The sequence below is a fragment of the Streptomyces sp. NPDC059895 genome, from assembly GCF_042731035.1.
In the GTDB taxonomy this organism is placed as follows: domain Bacteria; phylum Actinomycetota; class Actinomycetes; order Streptomycetales; family Streptomycetaceae; genus Streptomyces.
In genome coordinates this window covers 25,409-43,582 of record NZ_JBHWKO010000025.1, presented here as the reverse complement: position 1 = coordinate 43,582, position 18,174 = coordinate 25,409, and the positions used below count along the sequence as shown (strand labels likewise).

Here is an 18,174-nt window from a genome sequence, read left to right as displayed (position 1 = left end):
GCGGACTCCATGGCCGGTGCCGACACGGCCCGGGGCCCACAGCCTGGGGAGAATTCCCCTCCCTCGTCCTTTTTCCCCGCCCCCTCACCCTCTTTCAGTGCCCTCGTTCCCTCGTCTTCTTTCAGTTTCCTCGCTCCCTCGTCGCGCGGCAACTTCGTTCCTCGCGTATGTCCGTGACGAGTCCAACTCGCCGAAAGGGTCGGTGGGATCACCGGGTGGCCCTGCTGGCTGATCGGCGGTCCCAGCCGTCGCCGGCCATGTGCGGCCGGATGCCGGTGAAAAGGCGTCAGCCACGTGCCCCGCGCAATCCGGCAATTCCTCTGCGACGACCGCTGCTCGGTTTCGCTTTCACATGTTGTCAGGTGAACGAATTGGCGAACCGTCCGGCAGGGCTGCGCGTTTCGACAGGCCGAGGGAAACCTGTGATGAACGGGTCCAATTCTCAAGCCGTGCCAATTCTCGAATTCATCGAGCTGTGCCGGATTCGGTATGCATGGGCATGTGTTATTCGGTATGTATGGGCATGTGTCGCACCACGGACACATCCTGACCAGCGGCGGCGGCCGGCGGCGGCCGACGGCGGTGTCATTCGGCCTCCGCCCCCGGTGGACCGTGCGGGTCGCAGGATGGGCTGGTACCCGTCGGCCGCCGACTTCCTGACCGCGACCCGCGCGCCCGCCCGCCCGCCCGCCTCTCCGCCTACAGCAGCGAGCTCGGGCAGCCGATCGTCGTCACGGCTCCCGCGGTGAGCAGCCCGGATTCCGGCGTCACCGTCGAACGCGACGGCGCCGGCCGCCACCGGGTGACGGCCGCCCGGCACGGCACGTACTCCCTCGATCTCGGCGACGGGGCTCGCACCGAGGTCCTCTTCCACCTGCCGCTGGAAGAGGACGTGCGGCGCCGGGTGGCCTACATCGTGCGCCACCCGGTGGCACGGGAGCGTCCCGGTGTGCTGGCCCACGCCTTCGTGCCCGTCGACACCCGCACGGGGCTGACCCAGGCGACCAACGGCTGGGCCGACTGGTCCGACGGCTCCGAACGGATCGGCATGCCGCTGCTGCTCCAGCTCGCCACGGAACGCGGCCCACGGCGACCCTGAGCCTGCCCGCACGGGACGCGTCCTCCGTGACCGAGGGCCGCACCCCGCTGAGCCACGTGGCGGGCGTGCGGTTCCTCGGCTTCGAGGGCGGCCGGGCCTCCTTCCTGCTGCCGTCCGGCACCTACCGCGTCACCAGCACGCGCCACTGATCACGGCGGCCGTCCGGCCCGGCCACGGCGCCGCCGGGCCGGACGAGCGCGCGTCGCACCACGTACGGCGGGATGCCTGTGTGCCGCAGGCAGGCCACGTCAGTAGCCGACCGAGAAGGTGGCGTCGGCCCGGTCCGTGGCGGTCGAGATCGGGTCGACGCGCAGGGCGTAGGCGGAGTGCCGGATGTAGCGGGTGGGCTGGTTGTGGGACCGGAAGGAGGCCCAGGAGGCGTCGGCCAGGCCGTTGACCCGGTGGAAGGTGGCGTCCTGGGCGAAGGTGGTGGTGCTGTCGTTCACGTCGAGGCGGAGCTGGTAGTCGTAGTGCCGCAGGTAGCGGGTGGGGTAGTTGACCGACTGGAAGGAGACGGCGGAGGAGTCGGCCAGGCCGGGGACGAGCTTCCACTGGGAGTCGGTGTACGGGTCGAACGGATAGGTGTCGATCCGTGCGGTGAAGTCGGCGTGGCGTACGTAGCGGTCCGGGTGGTTGTACGACTTGAGCCGGTTCCAGGCGGGTGCGCCCCAGCGGGTGACGAGGCCTGTGTACTGGGCGCTGGTGATCGGGGCGATGGTGCAGTGCTTGGCGTTGACCGGGTGGGTGTAGAGCTTCTGGTCGACCGGGGTCCAGGTGCCGGCGGCGAGGTCGGTGGTCTGCCAGGCGTAGAAGACGCCGTTGGGGGTGTAGGTGTCTCCCCACAGGTACCAGGTGTTCGAGGTCAGGGACTTCACCAGGGTGGGGGCCTCGGTGCCGCCGTGGGCGACCGAGGTGCTGAAAGGCGTGAAGCTGCCGGGGTTCAGTGAGGTGGACCGGGCGCCGACCAGGCCGCCGGTGCTGCTGCTCTTGAAGTAGAGGTAGTTGACGCCGTTGACGCCCACGGCCATGTCGCCGTCGATGACGTCGTAGCCGGGGTCGAAGAAGACCTGGGGGGCGGAGACGGTCGTGAAGTCGGTGGTGTGGTTGACCATGAGGACGTTGTGGCCGCTGGAGTTCACGGACGAGTAGATGATGGCGTACTGGCCGCGTGAGGCGTCCCAGGAGGCTTCGGGGGCCCAGCTGTGGGTGACCATGTCGTGCAGCTCGGGGCGGCGGTAGTTGGTGAAGGTGCGCAGGTCGGTGGAGTCCCAGACGTGGATGTACTGGCTGTTGTAGGCCCAGTCGGTGCCCTTGAGGTCGGTGGCGAGCACGACGAAGGTGCCGTCCTGCTTGCGCAGGATGAACGGGTCGCGCAGCCCGCCGGCCCCGGCGGTGGGGGTGACCACGGGGTTGTTCTGGTTCAGCGGCATCCAGTTGAGGGAGTCCGTGCTGACGGCGAGGTGCAGGCCGTAGTCGGTGCCGATGCCGTTGGGGGACTCGGTGAAGTAGCCCATGACGTAGGCGGAGTCGGCGGCGTGTGCGGGGCGGGCGCCCAGGGTCAGGTCGGCGGCCAGGGCCAGCGAGCCGGCCGCGGCGGCGCCGAGGAACAGTCGGCGCGACGGCATGGCGTGGGGGCGGGGTGGTGCGCTCATCGGCTCTCCGGGTGTGTGCGGGTCGGGTGAGCGAACGGCGGCGGACGGGCGAGCGGTGGCCGACGAGCGGACCGTCGGATAGGGGCGGCGGCTCGGCACCTTCCACCTGGCCGACATGTCGAACATGGTTCGGTGAGGCGGTCAGAAGGTAAAGCCCTGTCCGGAGCACGTCAATATCTCCGGCGAGACCTCCCCCGCGTCGTCGCCGCCGGGGCGCGTGTGGTGTGGACGGGCCGGGGCGCCGGTCCTCAGGTCACGCGGTGGATGACGATGGTCACGCGGTCGCGGCCGACCGGGGGACGCAGGTCGCCGATGAACAGGGTGTGGTTCATCCACGCGTAGGGCCCCTGGCCCACCTCGAAGCGTGGGTTGGTGCGGCAGTACCAGCCGTCCGGCTCCCCTTCGCCGCCCGCCGGGATCCGCCGCACGGACGCCTCCTCCCGGGTGCCCCAGCCCTCGTTGGTGACCATGAGGTGGTGACCGTCGTCGGTGCGCAGGGTGTAGCGCGCCCACAGGTGGGTGACGCCGTCCGGGCGGACGAGGTTCCAGTCGGCGCCGCCCGGGAGGACCTGGCCGGAGGCGTCCGGCCCGCTGAACGTGCCGCCCGTGATGGGGATCACCCGGCGCCGGCCGTGCGGGGTCTCGCCCACGTCGATCGGAGGAGCCAGTTCCACTTCCAGGGTGAAGGCGTGCCGGGTGGTGGGGGCGTGCGCCATGCCGTACTCCCGTGCTCGGGGACACGCCCCGGCGCGGTCGGGGCGCCGGAGCGGTCCGGGGATGCAGGTCCGCGAAGTCGATGCACGATACCGGGCGCTACGGCACCGGTGACGCGCCGGGGCACGGAGGCCGCGCCCGCTGATCGAGGGTCAGCTCTTCAGGCCGTAGAAGTGCACCGGTGAGTTCGGCTCGAAGCCGATGCGGGGGTACACGGGTGCCCCGGCGGCGGTCGCGTGCAGGGTGGCGCGGGTCAGCCCGGTCGCCCGGGCGCCTTCGTACAGCGCCTTCCGGGTCACCGCCTCGCCGTAGCCCCTGCGCTCCCACGCGGGATCCGTGGCGACGAGCACGACGAAGAGGCGGCCCTGCGCCTCCAGCGTTCCGGCGCACGTCACCGGAACACCGTCCCGCAGGCCGAGGTAGGCGTGCACGTCGGTCTTCCACAGCGCGGATCCGACGAGCCCGTCGCGGCCGTCCTCCAGCGGGAAGCCGTAGGCGCGCGCGTTGATGTCCGCGTAGGCCCGCAGGTGTTCGTCGGTGCTGACCCGCACGAACGTCAGGTCCGGGTGGACCGGGTCGGGGACGGGGAGCAGGTTCCCGGCCATGCCGGTGCCGGCGAAGGCAAGCTGGAGACCGGCCCGTTCGGCCGCCTCCGCCAGCCCCGCGCGTGCCCCGCCGTCGAGGAGGTCCTCGAAGAGCCACAGGAAGCCCGGGTGCTTCTTCGCGCGCATGATGTCCGCCGCCTGCGTCAGCCGCTGTTCCAGGAGCGCCGCGTCCGCCCCCACCTCGGTCAGCGTGACGCAGTTCCAGAACGCGAACCGGCAGTCGGCCCAGCGCACGGCGACGCCCGGCAGGTCCCGCACGTCCGCGCGCGGTTCCCGGTCGAGGACCAGGGCACGCCAGACCGTGGCGAGCTGTTCCATCGATTCGATCGATTCCGTGAGACCCGTCATGGACAACCCCTCAAGCCGTCGAATGTGCAGATGCCTCCGAGGAGTAACGAACGTCACCGGTCCAGGGTTCACGCCTGCCCGAGTGCCTTCCTGCGGGGGCGGACTCCCCGCTGACCGAGAACCGAAACCCGAGGCCTGCGGCGCCTTGATCCCGACGGCCGCCGCGTCCGCTGTCCCGCTGTCCTCCGCCCGCTGTCCTCCGCCCGTCGCCCCCCGCGCGGCGTCGAGCGATCACACTGGTCCCGGCAAGGAGCCCCGGGACCGGCGCCCTCGCCCGACGACCGCGCCCACCCCGGGGCTCGCCACCCGCACCACCGACCCGACACCCTGGGAGCGCCCACGCCGATAGCTCCCTTCCTCGCCGGGAAGACGCACCTGCTCGACGGCCTCAGCCGGGAGGACGCCGCGTCCGACCCGGAGGCGAGGACCCGGCTCGAGGAGTACTACGGCGATCCCGGCGTGTGGAGCATGCCGGACGTCGCGGCCGAGGACCGCACGGTCCCCGGACCCCACGGCGAGGTGCCCGTCCGGATCTGCACCCCGCGCGACACGCCCCGCCGCGCGCTGCTGTGGCTGCACGGCGGCGGGTTCGCGGCCGGCGATCTCGACATGAAGGAAGCGCACACGGTGTCCGCCGAGCTCGCCGCCCGCGCCGGGGCCCTGGTGGTCTCCGTCGGGTACCGGCTGGCGGTGGACGGCACGCGCTATCCCGTTCCCGTCGACGACGCGCACGCCGCGTGGCTCTGGCTCACCGGAACCGGCCGGACGCAGCACGGCCCCGTCGGCCTGGGCGGCGCGAGTGCGGGTGCCGCCCTCGCCCTGTCCACGGCGATCCGGCTGCGCGACCGGGACGAACCCCGCCCGGACGCCCTGCTGCTCGCCTATCCCTTCGTCCACTTCCCGACCCCGGCCCTGGACGACGAGACGGCGGCGGGGATGCGGGACCTGCCGTCGCTCCTGCGGTTCACCACCGATTCGATCGAGGGCATGGTACGCAACTGCGTCGGCCGACTGACCGCCCTGCCGGCGGACGCGATGCCCGGGGCGGCGAACCTGAACGACCTGCCCCCGACCGGTGTCGTCCTCTCCGGGTTCGACGACCTCCGGCCGTCCGGCGACCTGCTCGCCCGGCAACTGGACGAGTGCGGTGTCCCGGTCCGGACGTACCTCGCGGCGGGCATGACGCACGGCCACCTGAACCGCGGCCCCTCCCTCAAGGAGGTCGACCGGTCGCTCGACTTCTTCGCGAGCGTGCTCTCCGGCTGACGGGGCCCGGTGTCGTACCCACCCCAGTACCCCGGGTCCTCCTTCTCCGGGAGGACCCGGGCGGCCTGTTCGACCCGGTGGGGCACCCCTTCTGCCCCTTCTGCCTCTTCGGCGCTCACAGGCGCTCGTTCGCCACGTCGTCCTGGTTCGGCTCGGGCCCGGTGTGCGGATCGCGCCGGGCCCGGAGCAGCCGCAGCCGGTCCAGGCGCGAGATGACGGGCGAGGCGGTGACGCCGTGCAGCACGACGGAGGCGAGGACGGTGAAGGCCACCACGGCCCACAGCTCGTCGGCCAGCGGGCGCCCGGCGACGAGCCGCGGCAGCACCGCCGCCGCGAGCGCGCCCGCCCCGAACAGGGTGAAGAGGAAATCAGCCGTGATCACCGCAGACGTGTGCCCGGGGCCGCGCGGCCGTACGCCGCCCACCCGGCTGAAGACGGCGCCGGCTCACTGCCCCCGCGGCGCGTACATGATCACGGCCATGCCGGCGAGGCAGACCAGGGCGCCGGCGACGTCGTAGCGGTCGGGACGGTAGCCGTCGGCGATCACGCCCCAGGCGATCGACCCGGCGACGAAGACGCCGCCGTAGGCGGCGAGGACACGGCCGAAATCGTCGTCGGTCTGGAAGGTGGCCACGACGCCGTACAGGCCCAGCGCGATCACGCCCGCCCCGGCCCAGACCCAGCCCTTGTGCTCGCGGACGCCCTGCCAGACGAGCCAGGCCCCGCCGATCTCGAACAGGGCGGCGGCGACGAACAGGGCGACGGAACGGGCGACGGTCATGGAGCGACCCTATCGGCCGGGCCTCTGCCGCGATCTTCGGCAGTGGGGGGAGGCGGTACGGGCACGAGCCTGCCGCCCGGACTTCCTCCCCCATGCCGTGACCCTGGCCCCCCATGCCGTGACCTGGACGGACCGGCGGCTTGATAGCCTGCCGAGGCCAGTCGAGCCACATCCGAGGCCAGGGAATCCGGTGCGAATCCGGAACTGACGCGCAGCGGTGAGGGGGACGGGCGGGGCACACATGCCACTGGGAGGGGGACGGGCCGGCCGGCGGGCCGGTGCGGCACCGAACCGGGAAGGCGCCCCGCGCGGACGAACCCGAGTCCGAAGACCTGCTGGCACCTCCACACCCCAGGGCGTGGAGGACGTCCGCAGGCCAGGCTCCGCGTACGAGCCCCGACAACCGAGGCATGCCCGTGCTCCGTTCCACCCCGCCGCGCGCCCCGCGCACCGCGGCCCTCCTGCTCGCCCCCGCCCTCCTGCTCACCGCCTGCGGCGGCTCCGGCGGCTCCGGTGGTGACAGCGCCGACAGCGGGCAGGCCGCCGCCGGTTACCCGCGCACGATCGTCGACTGCGGTCACCGGGTCACGCTGGAGTCGGCACCCCGGCGGGCCGTCTCCCTCAACCAGGGCACCACCGAGATCCTGCTCTCCCTCGGCCTCCAGGACCGCATGGCCGCCACCGCCACCTGGACCGATCCGGTGATGAAGGGGCTGGAGAAGGCCAACGCGTCCGTGCCGCGGCTGGCCGACGACAACCCGTCCTTCGAGAAGGTGCTGGACGCCGAGCCGGACTTCGTCACCGCCTCGTTCGTCTCCACCCTCGGCACGGGCGGCGTCGCCACGCGTGAGCAGTTCGAGAAGCTGGGAGTGCCCACGTACGTCTCGCCGTCCGACTGCTCCGAGGGCAAGGACAACGACAGCGGCGGCGACGGCTCCCGCAGCGAGCCGCTCACCCTCGACGCCGTGTACGGCGAGATACGCGACCTGGCCCGCGCCTTCGACGTCGAGGCGCGCGGCGAGAAGCTCGTGGCGCGCCTCCAGGGCCGGGTGCGCGAGGCCACCGCCGGACTGGACGCCTCCGGCGTCTCCCTCATGTACTGGTTCGCCAACTCCGAGTCGCCGTACCTCGCCGGCTGCTGCGGCGCCCCCGGCGCCATCACCCGGGCCGTCGGCGCCGAGAACGCCTTCTCCGACACCCACGACGAGTGGCCGCAGATCAACTGGGAGACGGTCGCCGACCGCGACCCCGACGTCATCGTCCTGGGCGACCTGACCCGCGAGTCGCAGACGGCGGAGACCGCCGAGGCCAAGATCCGCTTCCTGGAGACCAACGCCGTCACCCGCAACCTCACCGCCGTGAAGAAGAAGCGGTACGTCCTGCTCAGCGGCCAGGCCATGAACCCGTCCATCCGCACGGTCGAGGGCATCGAACAGGTCGCCGCCGGACTGCGCTCGTTCGGGCTCGCCGGGTGAGGCTCCGCGACACGCTCGTGACGGCCGGCGGCCTGCTCCTCCTCGCCGTCTCCATCGCCGTCGCCGTGACGATCGGCCCGGCCGACATCTCCACCTCGGACGTGTGGGCGTCGGTCGCCGCCCGGCTCGGGGCGGGGGAGAGCCGGCTGGCCCCGCTGCGCGACGGCATCGTCTGGAACCTGCGGATGCCCCGGACCGTGCTCGCCGCCGTCTGCGGGGCGGGGCTCGCGCTGTGCGGGGCGGTGATGCAGTCGCTGCTGCGCAACCCGCTGGCGGATCCCTTCGTGCTGGGGGTGTCCTCGGGGGCCTCCACCGGCGCGGTCGCCGTGGTCGTGCTCGGCGTGGGCGGTGGCGCGGTGTCCCTGTCGGGGGGCGCGTTCGCCGGGGCGCTGGTGTCCTTCGGACTCGTCCTCCTGCTGAGCCACAGCCTCGGCGGCAGCACCGACCGCGTCGTCCTCTCCGGCGTCGCCGCGATGCAGCTGTTCTCCGCGCTGACCTCCTTCACCGTGCTCACCTCGGCCGACGCCGAGACCACCCGGGGCGTGCTGTTCTGGCTGCTCGGCTCGCTCGCCGGCGCCGACTGGACCGACGTGCTGCTGTGCGCGGGCGTCCTGGCGGCCGTACTCGGGGTCTGCCTCGGACACGCCCGCACCCTGGACGCGTTCGCCTTCGGCGAGGAGGCCGCGGCCTCGCTCGGCGTCCGCGTCGGCCGCGCCCGGCTGGTCCTGCTGTGCGCGACCGCGCTGCTCACCGCCGTCCTGGTCAGCTGCGCCGGGGCGATCGGCTTCGTCGGCCTGGTCCTCCCGCACGCGACGCGCGCCCTCACCGGCTCCGGCCATGCCCGTCTGCTGCCGGTCACCGCGCTGGCCGGGGCCGTCTTCCTGGTCTGGGTGGACACGGCCGCCCGTACCGTCCTCGACCCCCAGGAGGTGCCCGTGGGCGTCGTGACGTCCCTGATCGGCGTACCCGTCTTCGTGGGAGTGCTCCACCGAGGGAGGAGGAAGACGTGACGGACGCTCACGCCGACGCCGACGCCGACGCCGACGCCGACGCCGACGCCGACGCCGACGCCGACGCCGACGCCGACGCCGACGCTCACGCTCACGCCGACGCCGACGCCGACGCCGACGCCGGCACTGGCACCGCGCCGGACACGGCGTCCGGTCTGCGCGCGCGCCGCGTGACCCGCCGCGCCGACGGCCGGATCATCCTCGACGGCCTGACCCTCGCCCTCCGCCCCGGCGAGACGGTGGGCCTCATCGGTCCCAACGGGTCGGGCAAGTCGACCCTGCTGCGGCTGCTCGCCGGCGTCCTCGCCCCCACGGCCGGGGTCGTCACGCTGGACGGGCGGCCCCTGGCGCAGGTCGGCCGCCGCGCCACCGCCCGCCGTATCGCCACCGTCGAACAGCACGCCCACACGCAGACCGAGCTGACCGTCCGTGACGTCGTCGCCCTCGGCCGCATCCCGCACCGCCGGGCCTGGACGGCCGTCACGGCGGCGGACGCGCGGGCCGTGACCGAGGCCCTGGAGCGCACGGGCCTGGCCGGCCGGGCCGCCCAGTCCTGGCACACCCTGTCCGGCGGCGAACGCCAGCGCGCCCAGATCGCCCGCGCCCTCGCCCAGGAACCCCGCGAGCTGCTGCTCGACGAGCCGACCAACCACCTCGACATCCAGCACCAGCTCGATCTGCTGGACCTCGTCGCCGGCCTTCCCGTCACCACCGTGATCGCGCTGCACGACCTCAACCTCGCCGCCCTGTACGCCGACCGGCTGCTGGTGCTCCGGGAGGGACGCGCGGTCGCCGAGGGGACTCCGGGCGACGTCCTGACCGAGGAGCTGATCGAGGAGGTGTACGGCGTCCGCGCCGAGGTCACCACCGCGCACGGCCGTCCGGTGATCCGCTTCCTGCGCCGCGGCCCGCGGCCGCCGTCCCGGGAAGCTCCGCGGCGGGGTCAGTGACCGCTGCTCAGCGGGTGGCTGAAGCCCTGGGCGGAGATGAGGCGGGCGGCTTCGGTGAGTTCGGCGGCGAAGCGCTCCACGACCTCGTACGGGAAGCGGTGGCTGGGCCCGCTCACGGAGAGGGAGGCGACGACCGCCCCCGAGCGGCCGGTGACCGCAACGGCGACGGCGGTGAGCCCCTCGTCGAACTCGCTGCTGCTGACGGCGTAGCCGCGCTGGGCCGTCTCGGCCGCCCCGGCGCGCAGCCGGTCGGTGTGCGCCTCGCCGTACGGTGAGGCGAGGGCGACCCGGTGCAGAACGGCGTCGGAGGCGTCGCGCAGCAGGACCTTGGAGGAGGCGCCCGCCCACAGCGGCTGTTCGTCGCCGACGTCGACGACGTGGCGCAGGGGGTGGGGGCTCTCCTCGTGCGCGACGCAGACGCGCTGGACGTCACGGGCGACGAAGATGTTCACGGTCTCGCCGAGCCGGTCGGCGAGGTCGCGCATCACCTTGCGGGTCTCCCGCGGCACCTCCCACTGGCCGCGGGCGAGATACGCCCACCGCCACAGCCCGGGACCCGCCGTGTAACCGGAGGGGTGCGAGCCGAGCAGCCCGGTCTCCTCCAGGGTCTGCACCAGCCGCAGCGCGGTGGTCTTCGCCAGCCCCGTGGCCTGAGTGATCTCGCGCAGGGTGACGACCGGCCGGTCCTCCCTCAGCAGGTTGAGGATGTCGACGGCCCGGCGCACACTGCGCACGCCGGTGCCCGGCTGCTCCCGCTCGTCCTCGGCCCGCGCCGTCTCGCCGCCGCCCACCCGTCGTCTCCCTGCTCGTGCCGCCCGTCGCGGACCCCGCCGGCCATGACCGCAGTCCGCTCTGCGGACCACGGTAACCGCAACGACGGAAGCGGCGTACCGGAACCGGGAAGGGCGGCCCCACCTCCTTTCCTGGTGCCGTGCACCGGTCTCCGTGGTCCACTCAGTGGACAGTCTCCCGGCGGGGTCTCCCCCCTGCGGCCGGGGCGGCAGGCCGGTGGAAAGCGACAGTCCGCCGGTGGTGAAGGGAGGGAAAGGCCGCGCTGCCTGCCTTCGTTACCGGCCGACGGGGGCCGTCGCGGGCGGAGTGTCCTTGTCCGGTGCCCCACCCTCCTCTACTGTGACCGTACAGTGGACCTTTCGATCCGCCTAGTGGTCAGCTTGGAGCTCCAGTGACAGCAGCAGTTCTCACGGCGACGGACGGGCCGGCGGCGGCCGGTCGCGGGGCCGGTCGCGAGGCCGGTCGCGGGGCCGGTCGCGGGGCCGGTCGCGAGGCCGGTCGCGGGGCCGGCGCCGGCCCGGCCGGACGCGCCGGCCGAACCCGGATCAGCGTCGGGAGGACGCATGCGTAAGTCGATCGCCACCGTCTGCCTCAGCGGCACGCTCACCGAGAAGCTCACGGCCGCCGCGCGGGCCGGCTTCGACGGAGTCGAGATCTTCGAGAACGACCTGGTCGCCGCCCCCCTCACCCCCGAGGAGATCCGCGCCCGCTGCGCCGACCTCGGCCTGGGCATCGACCTCTACCAGCCGATGCGCGACATCGAGGGCGTCCCCGAAGAGGTCTTCGACCGCAACCTGCGACGCGCCCGGCACAAGTTCGACCTGATGCGCAGGCTCGGCGCCGACACCGTCCTGGTCTGCTCGAACGTCTCGCCGCAGACCCTCGCCGACGACTCCCTGGCCGCCCGGCAGCTCGGCCGGCTCGCCGACCTCGCCCAGGACTTCGGCATCCGCGTCGCCTACGAGGCGCTCGCGTGGGGACGGCACGTCAGCACCTACGACCACGCCTGGCGCATCGTGGAACAGGCCGGCCACCCCGCACTCGGCGTGTGCCTGGACAGCTTCCACATCCTCTCCCGGGGCTCGGACCCCCGGGGCATCGAGGACATCCCCGGCGAGAAGATCTTCTTCCTGCAACTCGCCGACGCCCCCCTGATGGCGATGGACGTCCTCCAGTGGAGCCGCCACTACCGCTGCTTCCCCGGCCAGGGCGGCTTCGACGTCACCGGTCTCGTCCGCCACGTCCTGAACACCGGCTACGACGGCCCGCTCTCCCTCGAGGTCTTCAACGACGTCTTCCGCCAGGCCGACGCGGGCCGTACGGCGGTGGACGGACTGCGGTCGCTGCTCGCCCTGGAGGAGAACGCCGGCGTCTCCCCCCTGCCCGCCCCCGTCGTCCCCTCCGGAGTGGCCTTCGCGGAACTGGCCGCCGGCGACCCCGAGCCCGTCGGCGAGCTGCTCACCGCACTCGGCTTCGCCCGCACCGGCCGCCACCGCGGCAAACCCGTCGAGCTGTGGCAGCAGGGCGCCGCCCGCGTCCTGGTCAACACCGGCACCTCGACGCGCCGCGCGGGAACCACCCTCGCCGCCATCGGACTGGAGACCCCCGACCCGCCGGCCGCGGCACGGCGCGCCGAGGCCCTCCTCGCGCCCGCGCTCCCCAAGCGGCGCGCGGTCCACGACGTCCCCCTGGAATCCATCGCCGCACCGGACGGCACCGAACTGCTCCACTGCGCCACCGGCCGGCCCGGACTGCCCAGCTGGACCGACGACTTCGAGCCGCTCCGCGACGCCCCGAGCCCGGCCGGCGGCATCACCGGCATCGACCACCTCGCCCTCACCCAGCCCTGGCACCACTTCGACGAGGCGGTCCTCTTCCACCGCGCCGTCCTGGGGCTGCGGCCGCACGACACCGTCGACCTCGCCGACCCCTACGGCCTCTTCCGCAGCCGCGCCCTCACCGCCCCGCACGGCGGACCCAGGATCGTCCTCAACCTCGCCCCCGGACCGGACGACGCGGGCGGAAGCCGGGCCCAGCACGTGGCCTTCGCCGTCGAGGACATCGTGACCACGGCGCGCCGCGTCCGGGAGGAGGGCGCCGAACTCCTGCGGATCCCGGCGAACTACTACGACGACCTCCAGGCACGGTACGAGCTCCCCGAGGACGAACTGGAGACGTACCGCGACCTCGGCATCCTGTACGACCGCGACGAGCGCGGCGGCGAGTTCCGGCACTGCTACACGGCGACCGTCGGCCACGTCTTCCTCGAACTCGTGCAGCGCTCCGGCGGCTACGGCGGATACGGCGCGGCCAACGCCCCGGTCCGCCTCGCCGCCCAGCGGAGGTAGCCGGGGCACAGGGTGTCACTGGTGATCCTTAAGGTGTAGGGCGTGGACCGGTCCCGCCGCCACCGCAGACGCGGCGCCCGGGACCGGACCACGGACACCGTTCCCGCACCGTGAGGAAGTCACCGGTCATGTTCCAGGAGACCCCGATCTACGCCCGCCTCATCACCGAGCGGGGAGACGTGCCCGACCAGGTGCGCCGCGACGCCGAGCGCATCCACCGCGATCTGGCACGTGTCCTCACTCCGGGCCCCCCGTCGTTCCCCCCGGCGCCGTACAGAGGGTGACGGCCGCTCACCGGTGAACCCGGACCGCGGCGCACGATGCGCGGCGCCGCGTCCCCGGTGGGCGGCCCCGGGCGGCCCGATCACAGGGCCCGGGCGACGAGCAGGGCGACGTCGTCGTGGTCGTCGGGGTGGCGCAGGCCGTGGAGCAGGAGGTCGCAGGTCTCCTCCAGCCGCCGGTGCGGTTCGTCGAGGAACCCGAGCATGGTGTCGAGGCGGTCGTCGATGGGATGGCTGCGGGTCTCGACGAGGCCGTCGGTGTAGAGGACCAGCAGATCGCCGGGGTCGAGGACGACCGTCGTCGTCTCGAAGGGGACGCCTCCCACACCCAGCGGGGCGCCGGAGGGCAGGTCGAGCAGCCGGGGTTCACGGCCGGGCCCGGACAGCGCGGGCGGCATGTGGCCGGCGTTGGCGATCCGGCACTCCCGGGTGCGCGGGTCGAACACGGCGTACAGGCAGGTGACGATGTAGTGCTCCAGATCGCAGGTGATCTTGTCCAGGTGCTGGAGCACGGCGGCCGGATCGAGGTCGAGGTCCGCGTAGGCGCAGGTGGCGGTGCGCAGCCGGCCCATGGTGGCGGCGGCGTCGATGCCGTTGCCCATGACGTCCCCGACGACCAGGGCGGTCTTGTCGCCGGTCAGGGGGATCACGTCGTACCAGTCGCCGCCGACCTCGCTGGTGGCCTGCGCGGGCTGGTAGCGGGAGGCGAGCTCCAGACCGGTGTGCCGGGGCGCGTGGTCGGGCAGCAGGCTGCGCTGCAGGGTGAGGGAGGTGTTGCGCACGCTCTGGAACCAGCGGGCGTTGTCGATGGCCACGGCGGCACGCCCGGCCAGCTCGGCGGCCAGCACGACGTCGTCCTCGTCGAACGGCAGCGGGTTGCGGGTGCGCTTGAGATCGAGGGCGCCGAGCACCTCGCCATGGGCGATCAACGGCACGGCGAGGTAGGAGTGGACACCGGCCCGGGCCAGCAGTGAACCGCCCTCGGCGTCCCGGGCGATGCGCGGCAGGTCCCGCTCGCCGACGTGGCGCACCAGGACCGGCCGGCCGGTGTGGACGCACAGGGTGACCAGGCGGTCGCCGTCGTAGGCCGTCAGGTCGCCGGGAGGGTCGGCGGCGCGCAGGGCCACCGTCGGGTGGTCCGCCTTGAGCGCGAGGGCACGGAAGAGCTCGGGGCCGTTGTCCGGACGGCGCGGGCGCCGGCAGGCCAGGGCCGAGTCGAGGACGTCCACGGCGACCACGTCGGCGAGCTGGGGAACCGCGATCTCGGCCAGTTCACGGGCGGTCTCCTCCACCTCCAGCGTGGTGCCGACGCGGGCGGAGGCGTCGGCGATGAGCGCGAGGCGGCGCCGGGCCCGGTCGGCCTCGGCGGCCGCGCGGTGCCGTTCGGTGACGTCGACGACCGACAGGGCCGCGCCCAGGACCCGCCCGCCGGGATCCTCCAGCCGGTAGAAGGACAGCGACCAGGCGTGCTCGTGGTCCGGGTCGGCCGGGGGACGGCCCACGTGGTACTGGTCGAGGAGCGGGGTGCCGGTGGTGAGGACCTGCCGCAGCGCCGACTCGATGGTCTGGACGTCGGACAGCGTCAGGGTCTCCCGCAGCAGACGGCCGACGTGGTCCTCGGCGGGGATGCCGTCGATGCGCTCCAGCGCCGGGTTGACCAGCAGGTACCGCAGGTCGGGGTCGAGCAGCGCCAGCCCGATCGGGGACTGGTCGATCAGCCGCTCGCACAGCGCCAGATCGGTCTCCACCCGCTGGAGCAGGCAGTGGTCGGCCGCGATGCCCAGGGCGTAGACGTCACCGAGATCGTTCTGGAGCCGCATGTTGCGGAACTCCATCAGACGGCTGCTGCCGTCCTTGTGCCGGACGGGGAAGGCGCCGCCCCAGCTCCGGCCCGTCTCCAGCACCTCCGTGAACAGCTTCACGACGGCCTTCAGATGCTCGGGGTGGATGATCAGCCGGGCCGCGTACTGGCCGAGCGCCTCCTCGGCGCTGTAGCCGATCAGCTCCTCCGCCTGCGGAGTCCAGAACACGATGCGGCCCTCGGTGTCGAGGACCATCGCGGCCACGCTCAGCACGTCCAGCAGACCGGTGGACGCGGGCCCCTCCGGACGGTACCCGTCACCGTCCGACCGGAAGGAGTCGTCGGCTGTCATCCGGCATCGACCTCCACCGCTCGGCGGGACAAGGTGCCCTCCTCCGGCATCGGCGCCCCACCCGGATTCCGACCACCGGTACCTCCATGCTGCCCCCCACGGGCGGCGTCCCCAAACGCAACGGTTCGCCAGGACACCTCCCGTTGTTCCGAAATGCGACGGAATCGTGCACTTCTGCCGGACACGCAGGAACATGGTCGTGTGGAGGACGGCACCCGCACGGACCGGACGGCACCCGTGGAACCCGCGTCGCGGGATTCCGGCGGGCCGGCGTCCGCGGCACCGCGCGACCTCCTCGACGCGTCCACCGACGCGGCGGCGGTGGTGTCCGCGGACGGCCTGGTGGTGGGCTGGACGCCGGGCGCCGAGGAACTCCTCGGCCACCCGGCGTCCGACACGGTCGGCGGATCCGCGGCCCGCCTGGTGGCGATGCCGGACGACCCGGCCCGGGTGGCCGCCGTCGCGCAGCGGTGCCGCGCCGGACTGGGCTGGAGCGGCCTCGTCCCGCTGCGGCACCGCGACGGCCGCTCCGTCGACGTGGACCTGCGGGTCTCCGCGTCCTTCCGGATCGGCGACGACGAGTGCTTCCTGCTCTCGGCGCGCCCACGGCGGCAGGAGTGGACGGTGGGCCGGTCCGTGCTCGACGGCTTCCTGACCCGCTCCCCGGTCGGCATGGCGGTGATGGACCGGGACCTGCGCTTCGTGTGGGTGAACGACACCCTGGAACGCATCGGCGGAGTGCCGCGCGAACAGCGGCTGGGACGCCGGCTGAGCGACCTCCTGCCCGGGCTGCGGACCGACGCCCTCGAAGAACTCATGCGCACGGTCCTGAGCACCAAGGCCCCCGTCACCGACTACGAGTTCGTCGGGTGGAGCTGGGCCGACCCGCACCGCCGGCACGCCTACTCCATGTCCTTCTTCCCCCTGGTGGACGCCGACGAGGCCGTCACCGGTGTCTGCTACCTCGTCCTGGACGTCACCGAGCGGTGGAGCGCCCGACAGCTGCTGTCGCTGGTCAACGAGGCCGGCACCAGCGTGGGCACGACCCTGGACGTGATGCGCACCGCCCAGGAACTCGCCGACTTCTCCGTTCCCCGCTTCGCCGACTTCGTCGTCGTCGACCTGCTGGAGGCGGTCCTGAGCACCGAGGGGCACGGCGCGTGGCTGATGGACGCCGGACCGGCCCCCGCCCGGCCGGTACTGCGCCGCGCCGGAATGAGCTCGGTGCGCGAGGGCTGCCCGGAGGCCGTGGCCCGGGTCGGTGAGCGGGCGGGCTTCCTCCCCCCGCCGTACGACGCGGACTTCCTCGTCCACGGCGAGCCGCTCCTGCTGCCCGTCCTCGACGCGTCCGACGCCCTGTGGGTCACCGAGCAGCCCGAACGGGCGGCGACCATCCGGGAGTTCGGGCTGCACTCCCTCATCTCGGTACCGATGCGGGCACGGAACACCGTCCTGGGCCTCACCACGTTCATACGGTCGCTCAACCCGGTGTCGTTCCGGCCCGACGACCTGCTGCTGGCGCGGGAGCTGGTGGCGCGGGCGGCGCTGTGCGTGGACAACGCCCGCCGCTACACCCGCGAACACTCGGCGGCGGTCACCCTCCAGCGCAGCCTGCTGCCCCACGCCCTGTCCGGCGGCACCGCGCTGGAGGTGGCCTCCTCGTACCTCCCGGCGGACGCGACGGGCGGAGTGGGCGGCGACTGGTTCGACGTGATCCCCCTGTCCGGGGCGCGCGTGGGCCTGGTCGTCGGCGACGTGGTGGGGCACGGCATCACCGCCGCGGCGACCATGGGCCGGCTGCGCACCGCGGTGCAGACCCTCGCCGACATGGAGCTGCCCCCCGACGAACTCCTGGCCCACCTCGACGACCTCGTGCTCCGGCTGAGCGCGGAGCGCACCGACGACGAGACGGCCCGGCGCACCACGGCCGCCTTCCTCGGGGCGACCTGTCTGTACGCCGTCTACGACCCCGCCACCCGGCGGTGCACGATGGCCCGGGCCGGACACCCGCCGCCCGTCGTCGTCGCCCCCGACGGGCGGGTGTCGTTCCCCGAGCCCCCGGCCGGCCCTCCGCTCGGGCTGGGCGGGATGGCGTTCGAGGCCGGCGAGATCGAGCTCGCCGAGGACAGCCTGATCGGCCTGTACACGGACGGGCTCGTCCGGGGGTGCGACGGCGACATCGAGCGGGGCATGGCCCGGCTCGGCGAGGTGCTGGCCCGCTCCGACACCGACCTGGACAGCCTGTGTTGCTCCGCGGTGCGGCACCTCGTGACCCAGCCGCAACCCGACGACATCGCCCTGCTCCTGGCCCGCACCCACGCGCTGGGCGCCGACCGGATCGCCTGCTGGGACGTGCCCGTGGACCCGGCCGCCGTCGGCGACGTCCGGGCCTGCGCCACCCGTCAGGTGGCGGCCTGGGGGCTGGACGAACTGGCCATGACAACGGAGCTCATCGTGAGCGAGCTGGTCACCAACGCCATCCGCCACGCCGCACCACCCGTACGGCTGCGCCTGCTCCGCGACGGGCACCTGACCTGCGAGGTCGCCGACGCCAGCAGCACCGCCCCGCGCCTGAGGCACGCCCGCAGCACGGACGAGGGGGGTCGCGGCCTGTTCCTGGTGGCGCAGCTCGCCCATCGGTGGGGCGCCCGGTACACGGCCGACGGGAAGATCATCTGGGCGGAGCAGGAGATCCTCTGA

General features: G+C 73.3%; 16 protein-coding genes and 1 riboswitch. Of the genes, 9 read left to right on the top strand and 7 right to left on the bottom strand.

Going from position 1 to position 18,174, the window contains the following annotated elements:
- The first annotated feature begins 745 nt into the window (after positions 1-745).
- Positions 746-1,099, top strand: coding sequence for a hypothetical protein (locus ACFV9M_RS25850; protein WP_385072669.1), 354 nt, complete (start codon positions 746-748; stop codon positions 1,097-1,099).
- A gap of 26 nt (positions 1,100-1,125) precedes the next feature.
- Positions 1,126-1,248 (top strand): hypothetical protein, encoded by a 123-nt coding sequence (locus ACFV9M_RS25845; RefSeq protein WP_385072666.1) that lies wholly within the window; start codon positions 1,126-1,128, stop codon positions 1,246-1,248.
- Positions 1,249-1,347: 99 nt separating this feature from the next.
- Here the strand turns inward: ACFV9M_RS25845 and ACFV9M_RS25840 are convergent, their stop codons facing one another.
- The 3 genes from ACFV9M_RS25840 to ACFV9M_RS25830 form a co-directional block, all read right to left on the bottom strand.
- Complete coding sequence (locus ACFV9M_RS25840) at positions 1,348-2,751, bottom strand: glycoside hydrolase family 43 protein (RefSeq protein ID WP_385072663.1); 1,404 nt, start codon at positions 2,749-2,751, stop codon at positions 1,348-1,350.
- 248 nt (positions 2,752-2,999) lie between these two features.
- Positions 3,000-3,467, bottom strand: a complete 468-nt coding sequence (locus ACFV9M_RS25835; RefSeq protein WP_385072660.1) for a DUF3237 domain-containing protein — start codon at positions 3,465-3,467, stop codon at positions 3,000-3,002.
- Positions 3,468-3,617: 150 nt separating this feature from the next.
- Positions 3,618-4,418 carry a GNAT family N-acetyltransferase gene (locus tag ACFV9M_RS25830; protein ID WP_385072657.1) on the bottom strand — a complete coding sequence of 267 codons (801 nt, stop codon included), beginning with the start codon at positions 4,416-4,418 and terminating at the stop codon, positions 3,618-3,620.
- Positions 4,419-4,886: 468 nt separating this feature from the next.
- On the opposite strand from ACFV9M_RS25830, the gene ACFV9M_RS25825 reads away from it, so the two are divergent.
- Positions 4,887-5,684 (top strand): alpha/beta hydrolase fold domain-containing protein, encoded by a 798-nt coding sequence (locus tag ACFV9M_RS25825; RefSeq protein ID WP_385072654.1) that lies wholly within the window; start codon positions 4,887-4,889, stop codon positions 5,682-5,684.
- Between the two features lie 115 nt (positions 5,685-5,799).
- On the opposite strand, the gene ACFV9M_RS25820 is transcribed toward ACFV9M_RS25825, so the two are convergent.
- Together ACFV9M_RS25820 and ACFV9M_RS25815 are read right to left on the bottom strand one after the other, a co-directional pair.
- Positions 5,800-6,066: a hypothetical protein gene (locus tag ACFV9M_RS25820; protein WP_385072652.1), complete on the bottom strand. Its 267-nt coding sequence runs from the start codon at positions 6,064-6,066 to the stop codon at positions 5,800-5,802.
- Positions 6,067-6,129: 63 nt separating this feature from the next.
- Positions 6,130-6,465, bottom strand: a complete 336-nt coding sequence (locus tag ACFV9M_RS25815; RefSeq protein ID WP_385072649.1) for a YnfA family protein — start codon at positions 6,463-6,465, stop codon at positions 6,130-6,132.
- Between the two features lie 141 nt (positions 6,466-6,606).
- A riboswitch (cobalamin riboswitch) is annotated at positions 6,607-6,820 on the top strand.
- A 55-nt stretch (positions 6,821-6,875) separates the two neighbouring features.
- On the opposite strand from ACFV9M_RS25815, the gene ACFV9M_RS25810 reads away from it, so the two are divergent.
- The 3 genes from ACFV9M_RS25810 to ACFV9M_RS25800 all read left to right on the top strand — a co-directional run bounded on the left by ACFV9M_RS25810 (position 6,876) and on the right by ACFV9M_RS25800 (position 9,900).
- Complete coding sequence (locus tag ACFV9M_RS25810; RefSeq protein ID WP_385072648.1) at positions 6,876-7,940, top strand: ABC transporter substrate-binding protein; 1,065 nt, start codon at positions 6,876-6,878, stop codon at positions 7,938-7,940.
- Positions 7,937-8,950 carry a FecCD family ABC transporter permease gene (locus ACFV9M_RS25805; protein ID WP_385072645.1) on the top strand — a complete coding sequence of 338 codons (1,014 nt, stop codon included), beginning with the start codon at positions 7,937-7,939 and terminating at the stop codon, positions 8,948-8,950. Before ACFV9M_RS25810 ends, ACFV9M_RS25805 begins: the two co-directional genes overlap by 4 nt.
- A gap of 155 nt (positions 8,951-9,105) precedes the next feature.
- Complete coding sequence (locus ACFV9M_RS25800; RefSeq protein ID WP_385072701.1) at positions 9,106-9,900, top strand: ABC transporter ATP-binding protein; 795 nt, start codon at positions 9,106-9,108, stop codon at positions 9,898-9,900.
- Here ACFV9M_RS25800 and ACFV9M_RS25795 read toward each other — a convergent pair.
- A complete protein-coding gene (locus ACFV9M_RS25795) occupies positions 9,894-10,691 on the bottom strand; it encodes an IclR family transcriptional regulator (RefSeq protein WP_385072643.1) in 798 nt (265 codons plus the stop codon). The genes ACFV9M_RS25800 and ACFV9M_RS25795 overlap by 7 nt on opposite strands.
- A gap of 564 nt (positions 10,692-11,255) precedes the next feature.
- Here ACFV9M_RS25795 and ACFV9M_RS25790 point away from each other — a divergent pair.
- A complete protein-coding gene (locus tag ACFV9M_RS25790) occupies positions 11,256-13,040 on the top strand; it encodes a bifunctional sugar phosphate isomerase/epimerase/4-hydroxyphenylpyruvate dioxygenase family protein (protein ID WP_385072641.1) in 1,785 nt (594 codons plus the stop codon).
- Between the two features lie 128 nt (positions 13,041-13,168).
- Complete coding sequence (locus tag ACFV9M_RS25785) at positions 13,169-13,324, top strand: hypothetical protein (protein ID WP_385072639.1); 156 nt, start codon at positions 13,169-13,171, stop codon at positions 13,322-13,324.
- An 80-nt stretch (positions 13,325-13,404) separates the two neighbouring features.
- Here the strand turns inward: ACFV9M_RS25785 and ACFV9M_RS25780 are convergent, their stop codons facing one another.
- Positions 13,405-15,474: a SpoIIE family protein phosphatase gene (locus tag ACFV9M_RS25780; protein ID WP_385072636.1), complete on the bottom strand. Its 2,070-nt coding sequence runs from the start codon at positions 15,472-15,474 to the stop codon at positions 13,405-13,407.
- Between the two features lie 237 nt (positions 15,475-15,711).
- Between ACFV9M_RS25780 and ACFV9M_RS25775 the strand changes: the two genes are divergently transcribed.
- Positions 15,712-18,174, top strand: coding sequence for a SpoIIE family protein phosphatase (locus ACFV9M_RS25775; RefSeq protein ID WP_385072698.1), 2,463 nt, complete (start codon positions 15,712-15,714; stop codon positions 18,172-18,174).